Origin of the sequence: Methylobacterium sp. J-072 (assembly GCF_022829425.1) — a bacterium.
Classification (GTDB): Bacteria; Pseudomonadota; Alphaproteobacteria; order Rhizobiales; family Beijerinckiaceae; genus Methylobacterium.
Genome location: NZ_JAKSYK010000200.1, coordinates 1 through 23,076, shown reverse-complemented (window position 1 = coordinate 23,076; position 23,076 = coordinate 1). Strand labels below are relative to the sequence as shown.

The window sequence follows — 23,076 nt, the reverse complement described above, 5'->3', positions numbered from 1 at the left end:
GGGCAGCTGACGTTGCCGGGCCTCGATCGCTACGGCTCCCCGGCGGGATACCGGGTCGCGATACGGTCGAGCAGGATGTGGGGCACGGTGAGGGCCGACAGCATCTGGAGCGTCAGGGTCAACAGGTTCGCCGGTGCATCGGGGGCGCCGGGCGCGTAGAGCGGCCAGAGACCCGCACCGAGCAGAAGGGTCAGCCCGAAGACCGGCAGCGCTGCGCGAACGGCGCGCCGGATCGTATCGACGCTCGGCGCCTTCGACGGATCCCGGATCAGTGCCCGGACATGGCGGGGCCCATGAAGGCCGACGAAGTACAGGGTGAACGCGGTCAGCGGCGGCAGAGACCAGAAGGCAAGCGCGAGAAGCGCCATCTCGATCAACACGACCGCCCGCCGCTGCCCCGTCAGGAGCCAAGCTGCCGTAACAACGACCCAGACCCAGGCCGCGACCGCCCACCACACGGGAAGCTGCGGCATCGGCACCCGCGTGACCACCGCGAAAAGCCCGGCCGTCTCTTCGGGCCGCAGCAGGGCCGGCAGGGCGATCGGGAGCCCGCCGCGGACGAGGGCCTCGACGCGCCGGCCCGGGCCGGCATCCTCCACGCCGAAATGCAGCACCGACAGCGCCAGGAACCCGGCTAGGGTCGCGCGGGGTGCCGCCTGCCAAGCCAGGAGCACCAGGGCCGAAAGCCCGAGATACGGCACGGCAAAGACCGCGAACCACACGCTCCCATAGCGCGGGCGCAGCAGGGGCGCCGCCACGGCCCCGTCCAGGGCGCCGTGGGGAACCCCGAGGACGATCACGACCGTCAGCGCCACCAGCCACGCGCTCTCACGCGGCAGGAGCGCGGAGGCGATGAGACCGACGGCGACCAGTGCACCGGCCAGCCGCAGCAGCCGCGTCTGCGATGCGCGAACGGGATGGCGGCTCGCCCGGACAGACTCTCCGCGGGAGAGGATGGACGAAAGAGCCGCCATCCGCGTCAGGCCGCCCGGCGCAGCGGGGCGGATTTCGGGCTCTCCGCCAAGTCGCGGTCGACGGCCCGGGTCGTCTCCATCGTGGCCATGATGCCGTAGACGACCTTGGCGGTGAGATCCAAGATCGCGATCACCGCCAGGGCGAGGGTCGGCGACAGGAAGCCGAGGCCGTCCTGGCCGATGAGCAGCACCACCGGGTAGGCACACCAGACGCCGGTGAGGAACACGGCATTGCGCAGGAAGGCTTTTCGCACGTCGGCGCGCTCGGCGGCATTCTCCTCACGCAGTTGCACGAAGATCCCGTAGAACACGGCGACGAACGCGCCGCAGGAGATGGCGAACCACGTCCACTTCACCGCGGCGACGTTGGATAGGCCGAAGGCCAGGGCCGTCACGATCATGATCAGGTCGGACCCGATCAGCCCCCAGACCACGGCCGGCCGGCGCATCCCGGAATGCATCGCGGTCCGCGACAGGCCGAGGAGCAGCAGGGGCGTGGTGAACGTCCAATCGATGTAGCGCGCGAAGTAGAACTGCCGCAGGGCGTCCGCTGCATCGGGACCGGCGGGGAGGACCAGACTCCCCTGCCCGGTCGCCATGGCGAAGTAGGAGCAGGCCGCGATGATCGGCACGATGCCGTGGATGATTCCATCGGCTTCTTCGGCAGGGGTCCGTCGCTTCGCCATGAACAGGATCACGGCGGCGCCGGCGGCCATGCCGGCAAAGCCGAGCCACAGCCAGAATTGAGGCGTCATTGATATCTCGTGGGAACAAGGATGAAAGGCGCGCTCGGAAACGTGGCGGCCGCCTGCCCAATCTGTGCCGACTGGGATCGTTGCGTAGGACGGTGGTCACAGTCGGGTGAGATGCTTCTCCTGAGTGTCACCGATGCAGACGCCGGAGGAGGTTTGCTCTACGGCGCGAAGGCTTTCGCCCCGTCGGGACGATAAAGGGTCGCACCGCGGCGCAACGCAGATCCGCAAGCGCCGCCGTCAGCCCGCGAAGGATCTGATCGACTCGATTTCGGAGACGCCGTCGGCGCGCGTATTCCGCCAACGCGCCCGCTTCACGCCACCTCCACCCGCAGCACCGTTCCCGACAGCCCGACCACCCGCACGCGCGTGCCGGCGGGCAGATCCGGCCCTTCGATGCGCCAGAGCGTATCATCGAAGCGGATGCGGCCGGTGCCCTGGACGATCGGCTCGGCGAGCACGCCCTCGCGGCCGATCAGGCCGCGGTCGGCGCGATTGAGGGTCGTGTCGTGCGGTCCGGCTCGGCGGTGCAGGCGGGTAGCGAGCCCGACGAGGACGACGGCAAGGCCAGCGAACAGCAGGGTCTGGCCCTGCCAGGGGATCGGGATCAGCGCGGCGGCGAGGCCGGTCGCCAGCGCCGCCAGGCCGAACCAGATCAGGAACACCCCCGGCACCACGATCTCGGCACCGGCCAGCACGAGGCCGGCGATCACCCAGCTCCAGGCCGGCCCGAGGGCCGCGAGGATCGCCAGCGGATCGGCCACGGGTCAGGTCCGCGGCGCGACGTTGGGCGGCGTACCCGCGCGCCGGGGCGGGCTCGCCTCGCCGAAGACCGCGCGGGTGAGCTCGCCGATGCCGCCCAGCGTGCCGGCCAGCGCCGCCGCCTCGATCGGCACCACCACGACGCGCTGGTTCGGCGCGGTGGCGAGCGCCCGCACCGCGTCGACGTATTTCTCCGCCACCAAAAAGTTCGCCGCCGCGATGTCGCCCTCGGCGATCGCCCGGCTGACCATCCCGGTCGCCGCCGCCTCGGCCTCGGCGGAGCGCTCGCGGGCCTCGGCGTCGCGGAACGCGGCCTCGCGGCGGCCTTCCGCCTCCAGGATCGCCGATTGCTTGCGGCCCTCGGCGCGCAGGATCTCGGCGGCGCGCTGGCCCTCGGCCTCCAGGATCGAGGCGCGCTTCTCGCGCTCGGCCTTCATCTGCCGGGCCATGGCGCCGGCGAGGTCGGCCGGGGGCACGATGTCCTTGATCTCGATGCGGTTGATCTTCACGCCCCAGGGCGCGGCCGCCGCGTCCAGCACCCGCAGCAGCCGCTCGTTGATCTCGTCCCGGTGGGCGAGCAGCTGGTCGAGATCCATCGAGCCGACCACGGTGCGGATATTGGTCATGGTCAGGGTAGTCATGGCGAGGTCGAGGTTCGAGACCTCGTAGGAGGCCCGCGCCGCGTCGAGCACGAGGTAGAACACCACCGCGTCGATGGTGACGCCGGCATTGTCGCGAGTGAAGGCCTGCTGGCTCGGGACGTCGATCACCTGCTCCATCACGTTCACCCGCCGGCCGACGCGCTCGACGAACGGGATGATCAGGCCGAGGCCGGATTCGAGGGTGCGGTTGTAGCGGCCGAACCGCTCGACCGTGAAGACGTGGCCCTGCGGGATCATCTTCACGCCGGCCGCCAGCGTGATCACCGCCAGCGCCGCTGCGCCGACCGCGAACGTGCTCAGACCGATCGTGAGATCCATCGCCGCCAAGCCCCCGTCCCCTTGCCCGCCGCGCGATGGGCGGCTCAGATGCCAGCGTACCAGCTGAATCCGAGGCCCGCGACCAGGCTGCCGCGGCCGTGGCCGATGCCGTCGACGCGGTCCACAGCCTCGATGCTGGCGAGGTATTTCAACGACTTGTAGCCGAGCTGGCGCTCCACCCGCAGGCGAACCGGGGCGCCGTGGGCCACCGGCAGGTCGCCACCGTTCATGCCGTAGGCCAGGATCGTCTGCGGGTGCAGGGCGTCGAACAGGTCGTAGCTGTCCCACCAGCCGTCGACGCTGCGGATCACCACGTAGCGCGCCTCCGGGCGCATCCCGGCGGCGGCGAGCACCTGGGACAGCGGCACGCCGGTCCACTGGCCGATCGCCGACCAGCCCTGCTCGCAGGAATGGAGCGTGATCTGCGTGCGCGCCGGCATCGCCTTCAGTTCGGCGAGCGAGAACGCGCCGGGCCGCTCGACGAGGCCGGTGACCGGCAGACGCCAATCCGAGAAGCCCAGCGCCTTCGAGCGGCGATAGGCCGGGTCGTCCGGGTCGGTGGTGTTGATCGTCGGGAACACCGCCGAGATCGCCTCGGGTCCGAATTCCCGGGCGAGCGGCTGGCGCGCCAGCAGCAGGCGCTGCCCCGCGAAGGTCAGCCAGTCGCTCAACCCGTAGGGATTGGGGCGCAGCTGCGGCGCGCCGGGCTCGCAGCCGCCGACGAGGCCGGCCGCGCCGAAGCCGGCGGTCCCGAGGATCAGGCGGCGTCGGGTCAGAGCGCTCATCGGGTCTCCTCCGCGTTGCCGGTCCGTCCGACGGTCATGCCGCGCATGAGTTCCACCGGCCGGTTGGCCAGCACCTGCCAGATGTGGATGGCCAGGAACGCCACCATCGCGAAGGCTGACAGGAAGTGGATCGTCCGGGCCGATTGCCGGCCGCCGAACAGGCTGAACAGCTCCGGCCAGGCCGCGGTGATGCCGGGCGACATCGTCAGGCCAGTGAGCAGCATCAGCGGCGCCAGCCCCAGCAGGACGACCAGATAGGCGATCTTCTGGAGGGCGTTGTAGCGGCCGGTGGGGGGCGCCCCGCCGCGCAAGCGCAGATGCGACCGGATCTCGCCGGCAAGCGCCCGCGGCCGGATTTCGGCGGGTTCCGGCAGCAGGCGCCGCCGCAGGTGCCCGCGCAGCAGGGCGAGGCCCAGATAGGCGGCGCCGTTCAGGACGAAAATCCAGGCGGCCAGGAAATGAAGGTTGCGCGCCCAGCCGGTCTGCTCGAGGTTCACCGGCAGCGGGAGGGTGATCCAGGCCGGCGCGTCGTTGGCCCCGGTCTCGCCCCAGAACAGCTTCGGCAGGGCCAGCAGGATCGCGGTGCCGCTGACCATCAGCGCCAGGGTCGCAGCCGCGCCGGTCCAGTGGGTCAGGCGCACCCAGGCCGGATGGCGGACCCGGCTGAATGGTCGATCTGTCGTCTCGATCATCATCGGTTCAGACCGCGGCCCTTATGTAGTCGGGAACGCGCTGCGTCCGTCGTCGCTCCCGGCCTCGATGACGCAACGCTTGGTGAAGACAAGATGGGCATGATACCCGCCATGCTCGCTGCGGACGAAAATCCTCTCGCTCCGCTGCGGCCGGCAAAGATCCCCACACAACCGGATTCGGTGCGCGCGTGAAGATCGCTGTCCTGGCACATCTGAAGTACCCGATCGGCCAGCCCTATGCCGGCGGTCTGGAGATGCACACCCATCTCCTCACCGTGGCGTTGAAGCGGCACGGACATGATGTGACCCTGTTCGCCAGCCGCGGCTCGGACCCGGCCCTCGATCCGGTGATGCTCTGCGACCCGACCGGCGACGCCCTGGCTGATCCCGAGCGCGAGGAAGCGATCGACGCGGCCGAATACGACGCCTACCGGCGCATGATGGAGATGGTGGCGGCCGGCGGCTTCGACCTCGTGCACAACAATTCCCTGCACGCCCTGCCCCTGCAGCTGAGCGCCCGGCTCGGGCTGCCCTGGGTCACGGTGCTGCACACGCCGCCCTTCGACGCCCTGGTCTCGGGCGTGGAGGTGGCCGATCCCGACATGGCCTTCCTGGCGGTGTCGCCGTCCCTCGCCCAGGAATGGCAATCCCTCGTGCCGGGCGCCCAGGTGGTCGATAACGGCGTCGACCTCTCGACCTTCGCGTATTCCGATGCGCCCGACGATCCGCCCTTCGTGTTCTGGTCCGGCCGGATCGTGCCCGAGAAGGGGCTCCACCTCGCCATCGACGCCGCCCGCGCGGCCGGGCTGCCGCTGCAATTCGCCGGGCCGAAGCTCAATCCCGGCTACTGGGCGGCCGAGATCGCCCCCCGGCTCGGGCCGGACCTGACCCATCTCGGGCATCTCTCGCACCGGGACCTCGCGCACCACATCGGCCGCGCCCGGGTGGCGATCGTCTCGCCGCGCTGGGAAGAGCCGTTCGGCCTGGTGGTCGCGGAGGCTTTGGCCTGCGGCACGCCGGTGGCCGCCTTCCGCCGAGGCGCGATGCCCGACATCCTCGATGCGCAATGCGGACGCCTGGCCCGGCCGGACGATTCGCACGACCTGTCGGTGGCGATCCGCGAGGCGGCCGGCCTGTCGCGCCGCGCCTGCCGCGACCGCGCCGAGGCGCTCTACGACGCCGCCGCCATGACCGAGCGCTATCTCGAAACCTACGATGCCGTGATGGCGCGCTGCGCCGAGCGGGCCCGGCCGACGCTGCGGGTCGCCGGGGGGCGGGCTTAAACGAAAGCAGTGCGGACCGCTCTCCCAGCAGGGCGAGTGGCTTCACACCTTTCGGGACAAGGCGCGGGTCCCCTCTCCCGTGCGGGAGAGGGACAGGGTGAGGGATGCGACCTCTCCGGAAAGACCTGGTCCCTCACCCCAACCCTCTCCCGCACGGGAGAGGGGGCCCATCGCAGCCTGAACAAAGCGTTGTGTAGGCAGCATACCGCCCACGGAAGCTTGGAGACGCGCCCGGCCTGCGAACGTGTGCCCCTCGTATCCGCGGGGACCGCGCCCTTGCGGAAAAGGGAACTGCACCGCGTCTTGCGTTCGCGACGATGAGGTTGGGAAAACCGCTATGACCCTCGCAACCGCCGCCCCGATCGCCCGGCCCTGCGTCGTCTGCATCCCCGCGCGCAACGAGGAGGAGCGGCTGCCGCTGCTGCTCGCCTCCCTGGCCCGGCAGGACGGCTTTTCGGCCGAGGCGCCGCTGCGGGTGGTGGTGCTCGCCAACAACTGCACCGACGGCACGGTGGCGGCGATCCGCGTCCTTCAAGAATCGGGCGCTCTCGCGACCGTAGCCCTGCGGGTGATCGAGGCGGCGCTTGAGGGCGTGCAGGCGCATGTCGGCACCGCCCGGCGCATGGCGCTCAATTCCGGCGCCGACTGGCTCGACGCCGAGACCGGCCCGGATGGGATCCTGCTCACCACCGACGCCGATGCCCGCCTGCCGGCCGACTGGGTCGCGGCGAACCTACGGGCGCTGCGGGCGGCCGACGTCGTCGGCGGCCGGTTGGTGATCGACGCGGACGGCGCCGCCGATCCGCGGCTCGCCGAGTTGCACGCGCGGATCGAGCGCTACTGGGCCGGGGTCCGGCGCCTGGAGGACATCCTCGACCCGCCGCCGCACGACCCGGCCCCGCGCCACGGCGACCATACGGGCGCCAGCCTCGCCGTTCCGGTGGCGCTCTACCGCGCGGTCGGCGGGCTGCCGCCCCTCCCCTGCGGTGAGGACAATGCCTTCGTCAGCCTGCTCCGGGAGAGCGGCGCCCGCCTGCGCCACTGCCCGGATGTGCGCGTGATGGTCTCGACCCGGCACCAGGGCCGGGTCTCGGGCGGCATGGCCACCGAGATGGCCCGCCGCGCCCGGGTGCTGGCCGGCGAACCGTACCTCCTGCCCGAGGCGGCGCATTGGCAGGCCCTGGTGCTGCGCCGGGCCGCCCTGCGCCGGGCGTTCCACCTCGCCGGACCGGCCCGGGCCGAGGCCTGCGCCCGGCTCGGGCTCAGTGCCGACGCGTTGGCCGCCCTGCGCGATTGCCCCAACGACATCGCCTTCGTGGAGCGGGCCGACCGCATCCTCGAATCGCGCAGCCCACCGGCCCAGGAATGCCCCCTCGACCGGGCGCTCGCCGACCTCGACGCCCTCGCCCTGTCGCTGCGGGACGCCGCGTGACCCGCGGGATCGGCTGGTACGTCCACCACCAGGGCGCGGGCCACCTGCAGCGCGCCCGCGCGGTCGCCGCCGCCCTGCCCCGGCCCTGCACGCTGATCGGCACCCTCGCCGAGTTCGACACAAGCGGCCTGGACGTGCTCGACCTGCCCGACGACCGCCCGCTCGGCGGATCGGAGTTCGACGGACGGGACGGCGAGGCGGAGCGGCCCGAGGCCCTGCACTACGCCCCCCTGAATCATCCGGGGGTGCGCGCCCGGATGGCGCGCATCGCCGAATGGGTCGGGCGGACCGACCCGGCCCTCATCGTGGTCGACGTCTCGGTAGAGATCGCGCTGCTGGCCCGGCTCCTGTCGGTCCCGACCCTGGTGGTGCGGCTCGCCGGCACCCGGACCGACCGGCCGCATTGCGAAGCCTTCCGCAGCGCCGCGCGCCTGCTCGCGCCCTTCCCCGAGGCCCTCGACGGTGCCGGCGCGCCGGACTGGATCCGCGCCAAGACGCACTATGCCGGCTTCCTCGGCGCGCCGGCTCAGACGGCTGCGGAGGCGAGCGACGCCATCGTCGTGGTGTTCGGCCGCGGCGGCGCGGGGGGCCATGTCGCCGATCTCGCGTCAGCGTCCCGCGCCGTGCCCGACCGGCCCTGGCACGTGCTGGGCCCCGTATCGGGCTCCGCCGAGATCCCGAACAACCTGCACCTGCACGGCTGGGTCGACGATGTCGAAGCCCGGATCTCCCGGGCGGCCCTGCTGGTCGGCGGCGGCGGCGACGGCCTCGTGGCGCTGGCCGCCGGACAGGGCAAACGCTTCCTGTGCCTGCCGGAGGAGCGCGCCTACGGCGAGCAGACCGAGAAGGCAGAAGCCCTGCACAGGCTCGGCGCCGCCATCGTCCATCCGGGCTGGCCGGAAGCCGAGGCGTGGCCCGGACTGGTCCGCGCCGGCCTGGCCCTCGACCCATCGGTGATCGCGGGCCTGCACCGGCCTAGCGCGATCCCGGACTGCGCAGCCACGATCGAGGCGCTGGTCCGGCAGCTCGGACGCGCCTGAGACGCCGCCGTTTCCCAAGGCATCGCTCGGCCGATCAAACCATTCCGTCATCGCGAGCGTAGCGAAGCGACCCAGTGCGGCGGGCGATCCCAGATCATGGCGGATCCCTGGGTTGCTTCGCTGCGCTCGCAATGACGGTGAGGGCCGTTGCAATCCAGGCATAAAAAAAGGCGCCCGTCTTCGAGGACGGACGCCGGGATGAGGGGGCTCAAGAATCGGCCGAATTAAGAAATCAGATCCAGCTTGGCCGCTTCGAGCCCGCTGGCGCGGATCGTGTCCGGCAGGGCCGAGAAGTCGCGATACCCGGCTTCGCGGGCCATGGCGTCGAGCGCCGTCTTCTCGTCGTCGGCCGCGCCGGTCCAGAGGACGGCGCCGCTCGTCGCCTGCTTGATCTGAAAGATGCTCACTGATTCCTCCGCGATGGCACGAAGACCTTCAGTCTCATAACGGCGTGTTAAGCACTCGGTTGCAGGTCGAAGGAGGTAAAACGGGGCTGTTTTGATCTGCGCCCGACCTGCGGCCCGAGGTCCAGCGACGGACTCGCACGAAGCCGCTATGCTGGCACGACCGCTGGATGCCTGCGCCATGAAAACGCCGATCTACCCAGCGACGGAGACGAAAGACCCGTACAAGGCCGCCAGCGAGGCTTCCGTTTTGCAGATCCCGTCCGGGCGCGCGTCCCGCCTCTCCCTCCTGTGCGGGCTCGTGCTCCTGGCCGCCGCGCCGGCCCGCGCCGTCGAGACCGCCGCCGTCCCCGATGCTGCCGCCATCGCGCCGGCCGTCACCGTGGTCCCGGCCCAGCGCCGCGAGATCGTGGAGCGCGCCGTGGTCACCGGCACGCTGGTCCCCCGGGACGAGATCCTGGTCGCCCCGGAGGTCGAGGGGCTGCGCATCACCGAGTTGCTGGTCGAGGAGGGTGACCGGGTCACCAAGGGCCAAGTGCTGGCGAAACTGTCGCAGGAGATGATCGTCACCCAGGAGGCCTCGAACGTCGCGGCCATCGCCCGGGCCGAGGCGGCGATCGTCCAGGCCCGGAGCCAGATCGTCCAGGCGGAGGCCGCCAACGTCGAGGCCAAGCAGGCGCTGGAGCGCGCCCAGTCGCTCGCCAAGACCGGCAACGCCACCGCGGCCGTGCTGGAGCAGCGCGTCTCGGCGGCACAGGGGGCCGAGGGCCGCCTGGCCGCGGCCAAGGGCGGCTTGCAATCGGCTCAGGCCGACCTCGCCACCGCGCGGGCGTCCGGCTCGGAGATCGCCCTGCGCCGCGCCCGCACCGACATCCGCGCCCCGGAGGCCGGCATCGTCAACCGCCGCACAGCCCGGGTCGGCGCCTCGGTCACCTCGGCGGGGGAACCCCTGTTCCGGCTGATCGCCCGCGGCGAGATCGAGCTGGAAGGCGAGGTGCCGGAGACCTCGCTCGCCCGCATCACGGTGGGCGACCCGGCAAACCTCGATCTCGACGACGGCCGCCAATTGCGCGGCAAGGTGCGCCGGGTCTACCCGGAGGTCGACCGGGCGACCCGGCTCGGCAAGGTCCGCATCCGCCTCTCCGATGATCCGGCCCTGCGCATCGGCGCCTTCGCCCGCGGCACCGTCGAGGTGGCGCGCCGGGAGGGCATCGCAGTGCCGGTCTCCAGCCTGCTCTACGCGGCGGACGGCCGGGCCAGCGTCCTGGTGGCGAAGGACGGGCGCGTCGAGGCGCGCGCCGTTACCTCGGGCCTGTCGTCCGACGGCTATACGGAACTCCGCTCCGGCGTCGCGGCCGGCGAGAGCGTCGTGGCGCGGGCCGGCAGCTTCTTGCGCGACGGTGACCGGGTGCGCGCAGTGGCTCGGCCGGCCGGCAACACGCCCATGAGCGCCCCCGCGAGCCCGCCCATGGCCGACGCGGCCCCGCGGTAGGACCAGAGACATGCGCCTCAACGTCTCCGCCTGGGCGATCCGGAAGCCGCTGCCCTCGGTGGTGCTGTTCCTGGTCCTGATGATCCTGGGGCTTGTGAGCTTCCGCGCCCTGCCGATCACCCGCTTCCCGAATATCGACATCCCGATCGTCTCGGTGACGATCACCCAGTCGGGCGCGGCACCGGCCGAGTTGCAGACCCAGGTCACCAAGTGGGTCGAGGACTCGGTCGCCGGGGTGAAGGGCGTCAAGCACATCCTCTCGACCATCACCGAGGGCACCTCGACCACGACCATCGAGTTCCGCCTGGAGGTGAACCAGGATCGAGCGACCAACGACGTCAAGGACGCCATCGCCAAGATCCGCCAGAACCTGCCGCGGACCATCGACGAGCCGATTGTCTCCCGGGTCGAGATCGCAGGCCTGCCGATCATGATCTACGGCGCCTCCGCGCCCGCCATGACGCCCGAGGACCTGTCGTGGTTCGTGGACGACGTGGTCGCCCGGGGCCTGCAGAGCGTGAAGGGCGTCGGCGGCGTCGAGCGCCTGGGCGGCGTCGCCCGGGAGATCCGCGTCACCCTGAAGCCCGACCGGCTGCTGGCGCTCGGCATCACCGCGGCGGACGTGAACCGGCAGCTGCGCCTGACCTCGGCCGACATGGCCGGCGGCCGCGGCGAGGTCGGCGGGCAGGAGCAATCGATCCGGGCGCTCGCCGCCTCGGCGAGCCTCGATACGCTTGCCCAGACCTCGATCGTGGTGCCGGGCAACCGCAAGGTCCGCCTCGACGAGTTGGCGACCCTGTCGGACACCGCCGAGGAGCCGCGCACCTTCGCGCGTTTCAACGGCGAGCCGGTGGTGGCCTTCGCGGTCTCCCGGGCGAGCGGCGCCAGCGATGCCGACGTCTCGGTGGGGGTCGCCAAGAAGATCGCCGCGCTCCACGCGGCCAACCCGGACGTGCGCTTCGACCTGATCGACACCAGCGTCGTCAACACCATCGGCAATTACCACTCGGCCATGATGGGCCTGATCGAAGGCGCGGCGCTGGCGGTCATCGTGGTGCTGCTGTTCCTGCGCGACTGGCGGGCGACGCTGATCGCCGCGGTGGCGCTGCCGCTCTCGGTGCTGCCGACCTTCTGGGTGATGAGCGCGCTCGGCTTCTCGCTCAACGCCGTGAGCCTGCTGGCGATCACGCTGGTCACCGGCATCCTGGTGGACGACGCGATCGTGGAGATCGAGAACATCGTCCGGCACATGCGGATGGGCAAATCGCCCTACCGCGCCTCGCTCGAGGCCGCCGACGAGATCGGGCTCGCGGTCATCGCCATCACGGCGACGATCATCGCGATCTTCTCGCCGGTCTCGTTCATGGGCGGCATCGCCGGCCAGTATTTCAAGCAGTTCGGCCTGACGATCGCGGCCGCCGTGTTCATGTCGCTGCTGGTGGCGCGGCTGATCACGCCGCTGCTCGCCGCCTATTTCCTGCGCGACCACGGCCCCGACCATACGACGGACGGGATCGTGATGCGCGGCTACACGCGGCTGGTGGCGTGGTCGGTGCGGCACAAGTTCATCACGCTGATCCTCGGCATCGCCTGCTTTGCCGCCTCCATCGCCTCCACGGGCCTGCTGCCGGCGGGCTTCCTGCCGGCCGAGGACCAGGCCCGCACCCTGTTCGTGCTGGAACTGCCCCCGGGCGCCCGCCTTCCGGATACCGTGAAGCTCAGCGACACGATCGAACAGAAAATCCGGGCGCTGCCCGAGGTGAAGAGCGTGTTCGTGGATGGCGGCCGGCAATTGCCCGGCAAGAAGGAGGTGCGGCTCGCGACGCTGACCATCAACCTCACGCCAAAGAACACCCGCGCGCGCACCCAGAAGCAGGTCGACGCCGAAGTCGCCGAGATCCTGCGCGAGGAGCCGGATATCCGCTTCTGGGCCCTGCGCGAGAGCGGCCAGCGCGACATGGCGCTGATCATCGCCGGCCCCGACAAGGCCGTGGTGGCCGATGTCGCCGCCAAGCTCCAGCGGGAGGCGGCGCAGATCCCGCACCTCGTCAACGTCATGTCGACGGCGCCGCTCGACCGCACCGAGATCCGCATCCGCCCCAAGCCCGGGGTCGCGGCCGATCTCGGCGTCTCCACCGACACGATCGCCGAGACCGTCCGGGTCGGGACGATCGGCGACATCGGCATGAACCTCGCCAAGTTCAACGCCACCGACCGGCAGGTGCCGATCCGGGTGCAGCTGCCCGAGAGCCTGCGCGGTCGGCTCTCGGAGCTCGAGACCCTGAAGGTCCCGGTGAAGGGCGGCGCCGCGGTGCCGCTGGCGACGGTGGCCGATGTCAGCCTCGGCCAGGGCCCCACCGGTATCGACCGCTACGACCGCGCCGTGCGCGTCGCCATCGAGGGCGACATGCAGGGCACCGACGCCCTTGGCGAGTTGATCAAGCAGGTGATGAACCTGCCCACCGCCAAGAACCTGCCGCCCGGGGTCACGATCAGCCAGACCGGCGACGCCGAGGTGATGGGCGAGGTGTTCGAGGGCTTCGCGCTGGCCATGGGCGCCGGCCTGATGATGGTGTTCGGCGTGCTGATCCTGCTGTTCGGCAACTTCCTCCAGCCGCTTACCATCCTGTTCTCGCTGCCCCTCTCCATCGGCGGCGCGATCCTGGCGCTCTTGATCTGCCACATGCCGATCTCGATGCCGGTGGTGATCGGCATCCTGATGCTCATGGGCGTGGTCACCAAGAACGCGATCATGCTGGTCGACTTCGCGGTCGAGCAGATCCATGCCGGGGTCGACCGCACCACCGCGATCGTCGATGCCGGCCGCAAGCGGGCGCGGCCGATCGTGATGACCACCATCGCGATGGCCGCCGGCATGGTGCCGTCCGCGATGGCGTTCGGCATCGGCGGCGAGTTCCGCGCGCCCATGGCGGTGGCGGTGATCGGCGGCCTGATCGTCTCGACCGTGCTGTCGCTGGTGTTCGTGCCGGCGATCTTCGTGCTGATGGACGATCTCTCGCGTCTGCTCGGGCGTCTGTTCGGCCGGTTCGTCGGCGAGCGGGACGACCCGCAGGACGAGCCGGGCTACAGCGAGGCGCGGCATCCGGCCAATGACGGCCGGGGGCTGCCGCCGCGGATCGCCGCGGAATAGGGCTCGGGCGGGCGCCGCGGCATTGCGCGCCGGGCCCGGATGGGCTGTGAGTCGCGCCCGACGAATCAACGGGGAATCGGGAAACCATGTCGGGTGGTCACGGAGCGATCGAGGGCTCGAACAAGCGCGTGGCGCTGCTGATCTCGATCCTGGCTTTGTTCCTCGCCTTCAGCGAAACGCTGGGCAAGGCGGCCCAGACAGATTCCATCGGCTCCAACGTCGAGGCCGCCAACCAGTGGGCGTATTTCCAGGCGCGCACGATCCGCTCGACGGTGCTCAAGACCGCTGACGAAGCCCTGGCCCTGGTGCCGCCCGGCCCGAACCAGGACGCGATCGCGGCCAAGCGCGCCGAGTGGGCCAAGACCCTGGCGCGCTGGGAATCAGAGCCCGCCACCGGTGAGGGCCGCAAGGAGCTGACCGCCAAGGCCCGGGCCTCCGAGGAGCGCCGCGACCTGTCGCTGCTGCGCTACCACCATTACGAATTGGCCTCGGCCGCCTTCCAGATCGGCATCGTCCTGGCCTCGGCCGAGGTCATCACCGGCATCGCCATCCTGGTCTTCGCCGGCGGTTTTTTGGGACTCGCCGGTGCGGCGCTCCTCGGCTTCGGCTACCTGGCGCCGCATGCGCTGCCGTTCTTCCACTGAGACCTTGCTCAAGCGCGCGGTCGCAGTGGCCTAACGGTTCCGATCGACGGCGATCCCAACCTCTCCCCTCATCCTGAGGCGTCCGGCGATCGAAGATCGCTGGGCCTCGAAGGAGCCCTCCAGGGATCGCGCGGCCGGCTGGAGGGCTCCTTCGAGGGCTCCGCTTCGCTGCGTCGCCTCAGGATGAGGTCGAGGATGGGAAAGACCGACTCATCAGGCTCCGAAGGGCCATGGAGACGGCCAATGACCAAATTCCGAAAGAAAACGACGCACCTATAAAGCTTCGTACATTGTTCCGGATACTGGACTCGGAACGACGTTCTAACTTCGTCATGGCTTCACCGGGGGACGTTGCACGATGGCCGACAGGGACGACGAACAGCAGGGGCCCCTGACGCGGATCGCCAGCGGGATCTTCCTCCACACCGAGCACACGATCTACGCCGCGCTGGGCCTGCTCCTGGCGATCACCGCGCTCACCGCGCTGATCGACGCCGCCGGGCTGACCTGGGACGCCCTGCGGGCGCTCGGGGGCGCCGAGAAGATCCTGGAGGTGATCGACCGGCTGCTGTTCCTGCTGATGCTGATCGAGATCCTGCACACGGTGCGGGTCTCGATGCGGTCGGGCAAGCTGACCTGCGAGCCGTTCCTGATCGTCGGCCTGATCGCCTCGATCCGGCGGGTGCTGGTGATCACGCTGCAATCCTCGGAGATCACCCACGCCAAGGACTGGTCACCGGAGAAGCAGGCCCTGTTCAACGCCTCGATGATCGAGCTTGGCGTGCTGGCCGGCCTGATCCTCACGATGGTGCTGGCGATCTTCATGCTCCACCGCGCCCGGGACGACGGCAAGCCGGCGGGCGACGAGACGACGAGTGGCGGGACCAGTTGACCCGCGCCGGCTCACCACCGCGCGCGATCGACGCTGAAGCCCGACGATCATCCCACCCACGCCCTCATCCTGAGGTGGCGTAGCGTAGCGAAGCCCTCGAAGGAGCCCTCCAGGGATCGCAGCGGCATCTGGAGGGCTCCTTCGAGGCCCAACGATCTTCGATCGCCGGGCACCTCAGGATGAGGGCGTGGGTGGGAAATCTCGACTGAGCGGGCCCTGCGCAGCTCCTCTGCCCCTCAATTCAACCGCAAGATCGCGGCGTTGAGCAGCGTCGCGAAGGCGACCCAGGCGGCGTAGGGCACGAGCAGCCAGGCCGCGAGCCGATCGAACCGCCAGGACAGGCGGATCGTCCACAGCACCATGACCAGCAGCATCGCCACCACGATCAGCCCGGTGCCGATCGCGTGGGCGGTGAAGAACACCGGCGTCCAGGCGGCGTTGAGGACGATCTGGACCAGGAAGGCGGCGAGCGCCAGCCACCAGGCCTCGCGGCTCGGCCCGGTGCGGGGCATCGCCCCGAGCAGCCGCCACAGCGCGACGGCGATCATGGTGTAGAGCAGGGTCCAGGCCACCGGAAAAACCCAGTTCGGCGGGTTGAAGAACGGCTTGTTCAGGCCCGCATACCAGCCCGGGATCTCGGCCTGGGTCGCGGCCGACCCGATCGAAGCGGTGATCATCACCGGCACGATCGCGGCCGCCAGCCGTAGCCAGCGTGGCAGGGCCGGACCTACGGGGACTTGTGTCGCGGCAAGCATCGTCGGTCGTTCTCCGCTCAAGCATCATCCCGAACGATGGATGCCGGCCTTCGGGCAAGAGGATCCAGGGTCGAGGCGCAGGTTGCAGGGGCCCGTGCGCCGTGGCACGCGCCTGCTTCCATCCGCCGGAATTGCCAGATGTCAGACCCTAACGCGCCTCACCGGCATACGGATACCGGCAACGGTATGCCGACCGGGTTGTCCCGCCGCAGCCTCGCGGCGCAGGCCATGGGCCGGATCGAGCCCGAGACCCGCGCGGTGGTGATGCCGCTCCACCTGTCCACCACCTTCATCCGCGATCCCGACAACGGCTACAGCTCGGGCTACTGCTACGCCCGGCCCGACAACGCCACGGTCCGCGAGGCCGAGGCCGTCCTGGCGATGCTGGAGGGCGCGCAGGCCGGCGCCCTGCTGTTCGGTTCCGGGATGGCGGCGGCCACCGCCGTGTTCGGTGCCCTGGAGCCCGGCGACCACGTCGTCGCCGGCACCGTCATGTACTGGGCGCTCAAGCGCTGGCTGCGCGAGGAGGCGCCCCGACGCGGACTGGGCCTGACCTTCGTGGATACCGACGACACCGCCGCCCTGCGCGCCGCGATCGAGCCCGGCCGGACCAAGCTCGTCTGGATCGAGACCCCCGGCAACCCGCTCTGGACGGTCACCGACATCGCGGCCGCCGCCGAGATCGCCCACGCCGCCGGGGCGCGGCTGGCGGTCGATTCCACCGCGGCCTCGCCGGTCCATACCCGCCCGCTGGAACTCGGCGCCGACATCGTGATGCATTCGGGTACCAAGATCCTGAACGGGCATTCCGACGTGGTGGCGGGCGTACTGGCCGGCGTCAGGGCGGACGCGTTCTGGGAGCGGATCCGGGGCATCCGCGCCGGCAGCGGCGGGATTTTGGGGCCGTTCGAGGCTTATCTGCTGATGCGCTCGCTGCGGACCTTGCACCTGCGGGCGGCGGCGCAATCGGCCGGCGCCCTGCGGCTCGCCGAGCGCCTAAGCGGGCATCCGCATGTAAGCCATGTCCTCTATCCGGGCCTCCCCGACGACCCCGGGCACGCGGTGGCGCGCCGACAGATGCAGGACGGCTTCGGCTTCATGCTGTCGATCCGGGTCGCTGGCGGCGAGGCCGGGGCGATCGCCACCGCGGCGCGGGTGCGACTGTGGAAGCGCGCGACCTCGCTCGGCGGCGTCGAGAGCCTGATCGAGCACCGGGCCTCCGTGGAGGGTCCGGGCAGCCCCTGCCCGCCGGACCTGCTGCGCCTGTCCACCGGGATCGAGGATACCGAGGACCTGTACGGCGACCTCGACCAGGCGCTGCGCGGCGCGCACGGAGCCTGACGCAGGCGCCACGTGGTGCCGAACGCCGTCCTGGCGCGTTGTGCCGGCAAATCCGCCGGCGACCATCGCCACAGACCGCGAGCCTCACGACCATGCCCGTCCCCTTCCGTGCCTCCGTCCCCGGGGCGCTCGCGCTCCTGGCCCTCGCCTCCGGATCCGCCCGGGCCGACACGGTGCCGAACCTCGACGTGGAGACGACCTGCAAGTCGGCGCAGGTCGCCAACACCTCGATCAGCGACCAGGCCAATTACGACGGCTGCCTCCGCTCCGAGCGGGAGGCCAAGCGCGAGGCCGAGAACCACTGGGGCAGCTACACCTCCGCGGCCAAGCGCCAGTGCGAAAGCCAGTTCAAGGCCGGCGGCTACCCGTCCTATGTCGAGATGGTGACCTGCCTGGAACTGGCCTCCGGCTCCGTGCCGACCCAGTCCGGTCAGGGCGGCGCGGCGGTCGGCGGCCCGGGTGCGCCGAAGGACGTCAAGGCGCAGCGGGAGGGCGGCGCCAACCTCACCAAGGAGCCGCCCGCCAGCCAGCGCACGAACCCGATCGAGGTTCTGGAGAACAAGTAGGCCGCGGCAACGCCATCCGGCGTCAGGATCGGACGCAGCTGAACGCCGCCGTCACGTAGGGGAACGAGACGACATCCTTGCCGGCGAGTTCGGCGGTGTCGGCGACGAGCGCCCGCACCGCCGCGGCGATGCCGGCGCGCTCCGGATCCGGCATCGCCGCGACGAAGCTCACCGTAAGGGTGCGGTCGACGATCACGGCTTCCGGCGTCCCGCGATGCGCATGCGGCCAGCGGCGTTCGCGCAGGGGGCCGAAGCCGGGAGCAGGAAATAAAGTCCGCCACGCGCCGGTGCGGTAGCGCGGCGCGCCGCCTTCGTGGGGATCCGTGATCCGTGACAGGGCCGCGACCCAGGGTACCGACTCGTCGCGCACGTTCCAGATCAGACCGAGCCGGCCGCCGGGGCGCAGGACCCGGGCGATCTCGGCAAGCGCACCGGCATTGGCGAACCAGTGGAAGGATTGGGCGCAGACGACCGCGTCGATGCTGTCCGAGTCCAGCGGGATGGACTCCGCGGTCCCCGCATACACGACCATGTCGGGATGCTGGATCGCGAGTTGCGCGCGCATCGCCGCGACCGGCTCCACCGCCACGGTCGTCGCGCCGGTCGCCCGCAGGTAGGGCAGGAATTTGCCGGTACCCGATCCGAGATCGAGCACGGAACGACCCGGGCGGAGATCCAGATCCGTGGCGAGCCAATCCGCCACGGCCTCGGGGTAATCAGGCCGGCCGGTAACGTAGGCGGCCGCCTGTGCGTCGTAGCCGCCCGCGGCAGCCCGATGAATTTCGGCTTCGCTGTCTCGTGGCATGCCCCGGATGCTCCGCAAATCTGCGCAAACGCCTGCGCCGCCATGCTATGCGCCTGAACGCGCCCCTTCTAACCCCCATCCCCGCCGGTTTCGTGAACGCCCTCGCCATCATCGCCCCGATCTTCGGGATCGTCCTGATCGGCTGGGGCGCGGCGCTCACCGGGCTCCTGTCCGATAAGGTGAGCGACGGCCTCTCGGAATACGTGTTCGCGGTCGCAGTGCCGGCCCTGATCATCGCCACGCTGACCCGACCGGGGATGAATGGCGAGGTCGCCTGGAGCTACTGGATCTCGTATTTCGGCGGGGCCGGCCTGTCCTGGTTCGTGGGCACGCTGATCGCCCGGCGCCGTGCCGGGATCGAGCGGCGCGGCGCGATCCTGCACGGCTTCGCGGCGAGCCAATCGAACACCGTGTTCGTCGGCGTGCCGATGATCCTCCAGGCCTATGGCGAGGACGGCGCCTTCCCGCTGTTCATGCTGCTCGCCGTCCACCTGCCGCTGATGATGGGCTGCGCCACCTTCCTGAGCGAATCCGATTCCGGCCTGCCGGTCCTGGCCCGGATCCGCGGCCTCGCCCTGGTGCTGCTGAAGAACCCGATCTTCGTGGCCCTGCTCATCGGCATGGCGATGAAGAGCACCGGCCTCACCCCGACCGGGATCCCCAAATCCCTGATCGACGCGTTTGCCGGCACCGCCTCGACCTGCGCGCTGGTGGCCCTCGGTGCCGGCCTCAAGCGCTACCGGGTGCTGTTCGACCTCAAGGGCGCGCTGGTGATCGCGTGCTTGAAGAACCTGCTGCACCCGCTGGCCGTGTGGGTGCTCGCCTTCCACGTCTTCAAGATGCCGACGGCTTACGCGGGCGTCGCCACCCTGTTCGCCGCCATGCCAGTGGGAATCAACGCCTACCTGCTCGCCGCCCGCTACCGGACCGAGACCGGGATGGTCGCGGCCTCCGTGCTGGTCTCGACGCTGCTGGCGCCGCTGACGACCCTCGGCTGGCTGATGCTGCTCGGCCGGGCGTGACGCTCGGAGCCCAGCGTCACCGGGCGCGTTGGACCGCAGGCCGTGCGGGTCTAGGGTGACGCCAAGCGCGGGGCCGAAGCCCGCCGCATCCTGTAGGCGAGGAAATCCCATGAACGCTCCGATGCGCCCCCCGGGCAGCGCCTCCCCGTCGGCCCCGGCCTCGGCGCGCTTCGTCTGGGAGGATCCGTTCTTGCTGGAGGACCAGCTCACCGAGGACGAGCGGGCGATCCGCGACGCGGCCCAGAGCTTTGCGCAGGAGCAACTCCTCCCCGGCATCGTCGAGGCCTATGCCGAGGAGAAGACCGATCCCGGCCTGTTCCGGAAGATGGGCGAACTCGGGCTGCTCGGCGTGACCCTGCCGGAGGAATACGGCTGCGCCGGCGCCTCCTACGTCGCCTACGGGCTGGTGGCGCGGGCCGTCGAGGCGGTGGATTCCGGCTACCGCTCGATGATGAGCGTGCAATCCTCCCTCGTCATGTACCCGATCCACGCCTACGGCTCGGAGGAACAGCGCCAGAAATTCCTGCCGAAGCTCGCGTCCGGCGAGTGGATCGGCTGCTTCGGCCTGACCGAGCCGGATGCCGGCTCCGATCCCGCCGGCATGAAGACCAAGGCGGAAAAGATCGACGGCGGCTACCGGATCTCGGGCGCCAAGATGTGGATCTCCAACGCCCCCTTCGCGGACGTGTTCGTGGTCTGGGCGAAATCGGACGCGCACGAGGGCGCGATCCGCGGCTTCGTCCTCGAGAAGGGCATGAAGGGCCTCTCCGCCCCGACCCTGAAGGGCAAGCTGTCCTTGCGCGCCTCCACCACCGGCGAGATCGTCATGGAGGGCGTCGAGGTCGGCGAGGACGCGCTGCTGCCCAACGTCTCCGGTCTCAAAGGTCCGTTCGGCTGCCTCAACCGGGCGCGCTACGGCATCTCCTGGGGCGCGATGGGCGCGGCCGAGGATTGCTGGCATCGGGCGCGCAATTACACCCTGGAGCGCAAGCAGTTCGGCCGTCCCCTCGCCCAGACGCAACTGGTCCAGAAAAAGCTCGCCGACATGCAGACCGAGATCACCCTCGGCCTCCAGGCCTCGCTGCGGGTCGGCCGGCTGATGGACGAGGGCAAGATGGCCCCCGAGATGATCTCGCTGATCAAGCGCAACAATTGCGGCAAGGCCCTCGACATCGCCCGCACCGCCCGCGACATGCACGGTGGCAACGGCATCATGGGTGAGTACCACGTGATGCGCCACGCCCAGAACCTCGAGACGGTCAACACCTACGAGGGCACCCACGATGTCCACGCGCTGATTTTGGGACGGGCCCAGACGGGGCTGCAGGCGTTTTTTTGATTTTCTGGGACCTCGCCGCTCCTCCCACCAACCCCCTCATCCTGAGGTGGCGTCGCAGAGCGGCGCCCTCGAAGGAGGGCTCCAGATAGCGCTGCGATCTCTGGAGCCCTCCTTCGAGGGCCGCCGAAGGGGATAGGAGCGACCCACGTCATGCCCCTGACCTTGGCCAAGGTCAGGACCGAGATGAGCCTCCACGTTCTGGCTTCCATGAAGCGGAGGATCCAGATCTTCGGGGTCGATCCGCTGATCGCGGCCAGCCTGGCCTGAGGGCCGTCGCTTCGATCTGTGATCCAACCTCTCGTGTGCGACCGGCGTCAGCAAAAACGGTGTCCTCACACGGTCTCGGTCGAAAGCAGCCACCCAACGCCCAGGCGGATCGCGTTCACAACCAAGGTTGGCGCGATCCTGGAACGGGGCGCGTCCTCGGTTTGCCGCGCCGCGCGCGCAAGGACGGCGCGGGGCGCCGTCCGCTCAGCACTCCCGGCCAGGGACGAATTTCGAGGTGCTCTAAGGTACATGCAACTCTGGCCCCGTCGTGCTCGTATAGTGCGCGCGGGACGGCCCCTGTCGTCTCGCCTTCGAAACGATGGCGTCACGACCATGTCCTGCGCGAAGGCCGGAAACGGCTCGAGCTTTTACGATCTTCGCCCCGCCGATCTCGGTCCGCGATGCCGGTCCGGAGCGTGATGGGCGTGGCCGTCGAATCCGATACGGTCGCGGCTCCGGCGGCCGCTGCGTCGCGCGAGGTGCCCGATCGGCGCCCGGCGCGGCTCGGCCTGTCCGGGCGGCTGTTCCTCGTCACCGTCGCCTTCGTGGTGGTGGCCGAGGTGCTGACCTACGTGCCGGCCGTGGCCAATTACCGGATCGAGTGGATGTCCGACCGGGTCGCGGCCGCGCAGGTTGCCGCCTTGGTCCTCGACGGCCGCACCGGCGAGCCGGTCTCGGAGGCGCTGGAGAGCCGGCTGCTCGCCGGGGTCAATGCCCGGGCGATCGCGGTGCGCGGCGGCGGCGCCCAGCGGCTGCTCGCCATCGAGCCGGTGCCCGAGACGGTCTCCGACACCGTCGACCTGCGCGACGTCACCGCCCTGTCGACCATCCGGGGCGCCTGGCGGACCCTGGTGGCGCCGGTTCGCGATCCGATCCGGGTGATCGGAGAGGGCGGGATCGGCTTCGACCGGGTCGAGATCCTGCTCGACGAGGCGCCGCTCCGCGCCGCCATGATCGACTACGCGCTCCGGCTGCTGGTGTCGTCGCTGATCATCGCGGCCTCCGCGGCCGGGCTGGTCTTCGTGGTCCTGCAAGTGCTGATCGTGCGCCCGGTGCGGCGGCTCGCCACCAGCATCACCGCCTTCGCCGAGAACCCGGAGGATGCCGGCCGGATCATCGCGCCGTCCCGCCGCCGCGACGAGATTGGCCAGGCCGAGCTGGCGCTGGGCCGGATGCAGCGGATCCTGGCCGAGCAGCTCCGCCAGAAGCGGCGGCTCGCCGAGCTGGGGCTCGCGGTGAGCAAGATCAGCCACGAGCTGCGCAACCTGCTGACCGGCGCGCAACTGCTGGGCGATCGTTTGGAGGACACCGCCGACCCGATGGTCCAGCGGGTGGCCCCGCGGCTGGTGGCGGCCATCGCCCGGGCGATCCGGTTCTGCGAAGCGAGCCTGGCCTACGGGCGCGTTTCCGAGCGCGCGCCGAAGCTGAGCGCCACGCCGCTGGCGCCCCTCTTCGCGGAATTGCCGGATCTCGCCGCGCTCGCGTCCGGTGCCGTCCGCGTCGTCGTCGAGCCTGGCGAATGCCGCGTGCAGGCCGATCCGGAGCAGCTCGCCCGGGCGCTCGCCAACCTCGTCCGCAACGCGGTCCAGGCGCTCGACGGCGCCGGGGTGCCAGACGCCGAGGTGCGGGTCGCCGCCAGCCGCGACGAGCCCGGCCGGGTGACCATCCTGGTGACCGACAACGGCCCCGGCCTGCCGG

General features: G+C 70.5%; 21 protein-coding genes. 12 read left to right on the top strand and 9 right to left on the bottom strand.

The features are described 5' to 3' along the window. Positions 1-29 precede the first annotated feature (29 nt). From MKK67_RS26415 to MKK67_RS26390, 6 genes are all read right to left on the bottom strand, one after another. Positions 30-974 (bottom strand): Brp/Blh family beta-carotene 15,15'-dioxygenase, encoded by a 945-nt coding sequence (locus MKK67_RS26415; protein ID WP_243971079.1) that lies wholly within the window; start codon positions 972-974, stop codon positions 30-32. 5 nt (positions 975-979) lie between these two features. Further along, complete coding sequence (locus MKK67_RS26410) at positions 980-1,729, bottom strand: bacteriorhodopsin (RefSeq protein WP_243971077.1); 750 nt, start codon at positions 1,727-1,729, stop codon at positions 980-982. Between the two features lie 311 nt (positions 1,730-2,040). After that, complete coding sequence (locus tag MKK67_RS26405) at positions 2,041-2,490, bottom strand: NfeD family protein (RefSeq protein ID WP_243971075.1); 450 nt, start codon at positions 2,488-2,490, stop codon at positions 2,041-2,043. Between the two features lie 3 nt (positions 2,491-2,493). Continuing rightward, positions 2,494-3,468, bottom strand: a complete 975-nt coding sequence (locus tag MKK67_RS26400) for an SPFH domain-containing protein (RefSeq protein ID WP_243971073.1) — start codon at positions 3,466-3,468, stop codon at positions 2,494-2,496. A gap of 44 nt (positions 3,469-3,512) precedes the next feature. Next, positions 3,513-4,253, bottom strand: coding sequence for a molybdopterin-dependent oxidoreductase (locus tag MKK67_RS26395; RefSeq protein ID WP_243971070.1), 741 nt, complete (start codon positions 4,251-4,253; stop codon positions 3,513-3,515). Next, positions 4,250-4,948 carry a cytochrome b/b6 domain-containing protein gene (locus tag MKK67_RS26390; RefSeq protein WP_243971068.1) on the bottom strand — a complete coding sequence of 233 codons (699 nt, stop codon included), beginning with the start codon at positions 4,946-4,948 and terminating at the stop codon, positions 4,250-4,252. Before MKK67_RS26390 ends, MKK67_RS26395 begins: the two co-directional genes overlap by 4 nt. Before the next feature lie 185 nt (positions 4,949-5,133). On the opposite strand from MKK67_RS26390, the gene MKK67_RS26385 reads away from it, so the two are divergent. The 3 genes from MKK67_RS26385 (at position 5,134) to MKK67_RS26375 (ending at position 8,700) form a co-directional block, all read left to right on the top strand. Next, complete coding sequence (locus MKK67_RS26385) at positions 5,134-6,228, top strand: glycosyltransferase family 4 protein (RefSeq protein WP_243971066.1); 1,095 nt, start codon at positions 5,134-5,136, stop codon at positions 6,226-6,228. Between the two features lie 337 nt (positions 6,229-6,565). After that, complete coding sequence (locus MKK67_RS26380; protein ID WP_243971064.1) at positions 6,566-7,660, top strand: glycosyltransferase; 1,095 nt, start codon at positions 6,566-6,568, stop codon at positions 7,658-7,660. Continuing rightward, positions 7,657-8,700, top strand: a complete 1,044-nt coding sequence (locus tag MKK67_RS26375; protein ID WP_243971061.1) for a glycosyltransferase — start codon at positions 7,657-7,659, stop codon at positions 8,698-8,700. The genes MKK67_RS26380 and MKK67_RS26375 overlap by 4 nt, the downstream gene beginning before the upstream one ends. A gap of 224 nt (positions 8,701-8,924) precedes the next feature. Here the strand turns inward: MKK67_RS26375 and MKK67_RS26370 are convergent, their stop codons facing one another. After that, on the bottom strand, positions 8,925-9,107 hold the full coding sequence (locus MKK67_RS26370; RefSeq protein WP_243971059.1) for a hypothetical protein: 183 nt from the start codon (positions 9,105-9,107) through the stop codon (positions 8,925-8,927). Positions 9,108-9,285: 178 nt separating this feature from the next. Between MKK67_RS26370 and MKK67_RS26365 the strand changes: the two genes are divergently transcribed. The 4 genes from MKK67_RS26365 (at position 9,286) to MKK67_RS26350 (ending at position 15,283) form a co-directional block, all read left to right on the top strand. Then, complete coding sequence (locus MKK67_RS26365; RefSeq protein WP_243971057.1) at positions 9,286-10,596, top strand: efflux RND transporter periplasmic adaptor subunit; 1,311 nt, start codon at positions 9,286-9,288, stop codon at positions 10,594-10,596. A gap of 10 nt (positions 10,597-10,606) precedes the next feature. Beyond that, entirely contained in the window at positions 10,607-13,747 is a 3,141-nt protein-coding gene (locus MKK67_RS26360) for an efflux RND transporter permease subunit (protein WP_243971055.1), read from the top strand. Positions 13,748-13,833: 86 nt separating this feature from the next. Next, on the top strand, positions 13,834-14,391 hold the full coding sequence (locus tag MKK67_RS26355; RefSeq protein WP_007567051.1) for a DUF4337 domain-containing protein: 558 nt from the start codon (positions 13,834-13,836) through the stop codon (positions 14,389-14,391). Positions 14,392-14,749: 358 nt separating this feature from the next. After that, on the top strand, positions 14,750-15,283 hold the full coding sequence (locus MKK67_RS26350; protein ID WP_243971053.1) for a phosphate-starvation-inducible PsiE family protein: 534 nt from the start codon (positions 14,750-14,752) through the stop codon (positions 15,281-15,283). A 236-nt stretch (positions 15,284-15,519) separates the two neighbouring features. On the opposite strand, the gene MKK67_RS26345 is transcribed toward MKK67_RS26350, so the two are convergent. Continuing rightward, positions 15,520-16,038 carry a TspO/MBR family protein gene (locus MKK67_RS26345; RefSeq protein ID WP_243971051.1) on the bottom strand — a complete coding sequence of 173 codons (519 nt, stop codon included), beginning with the start codon at positions 16,036-16,038 and terminating at the stop codon, positions 15,520-15,522. Between the two features lie 138 nt (positions 16,039-16,176). Here MKK67_RS26345 and MKK67_RS26340 point away from each other — a divergent pair, with 138 nt between their 5' ends. Continuing rightward, on the top strand, positions 16,177-17,379 hold the full coding sequence (locus MKK67_RS26340; RefSeq protein ID WP_243971048.1) for a trans-sulfuration enzyme family protein: 1,203 nt from the start codon (positions 16,177-16,179) through the stop codon (positions 17,377-17,379). A 92-nt stretch (positions 17,380-17,471) separates the two neighbouring features. Further along, the gene (locus tag MKK67_RS26335; protein ID WP_243971047.1) at positions 17,472-17,945 is read left to right on the top strand and encodes a hypothetical protein; all 474 of its coding nucleotides are present in this window, start codon (positions 17,472-17,474) and stop codon (positions 17,943-17,945) included. Positions 17,946-17,967: 22 nt separating this feature from the next. On the opposite strand, the gene MKK67_RS26330 is transcribed toward MKK67_RS26335, so the two are convergent. After that, entirely contained in the window at positions 17,968-18,750 is a 783-nt protein-coding gene (locus tag MKK67_RS26330; protein ID WP_243971044.1) for a class I SAM-dependent methyltransferase, read from the bottom strand. A 92-nt stretch (positions 18,751-18,842) separates the two neighbouring features. Here MKK67_RS26330 and MKK67_RS26325 point away from each other — a divergent pair, with 92 nt between their 5' ends. The 3 genes from MKK67_RS26325 to MKK67_RS26315 all read left to right on the top strand — a co-directional run. Beyond that, positions 18,843-19,772: an AEC family transporter gene (locus MKK67_RS26325; protein ID WP_243971042.1), complete on the top strand. Its 930-nt coding sequence runs from the start codon at positions 18,843-18,845 to the stop codon at positions 19,770-19,772. Between the two features lie 109 nt (positions 19,773-19,881). Continuing rightward, positions 19,882-21,111 carry an acyl-CoA dehydrogenase gene (locus MKK67_RS26320; RefSeq protein WP_243971040.1) on the top strand — a complete coding sequence of 410 codons (1,230 nt, stop codon included), beginning with the start codon at positions 19,882-19,884 and terminating at the stop codon, positions 21,109-21,111. 668 nt (positions 21,112-21,779) lie between these two features. Then, the coding region (locus tag MKK67_RS26315; protein ID WP_243971038.1) for a sensor histidine kinase at positions 21,780-23,076 on the top strand (1,297 nt) is incomplete at its 3' end.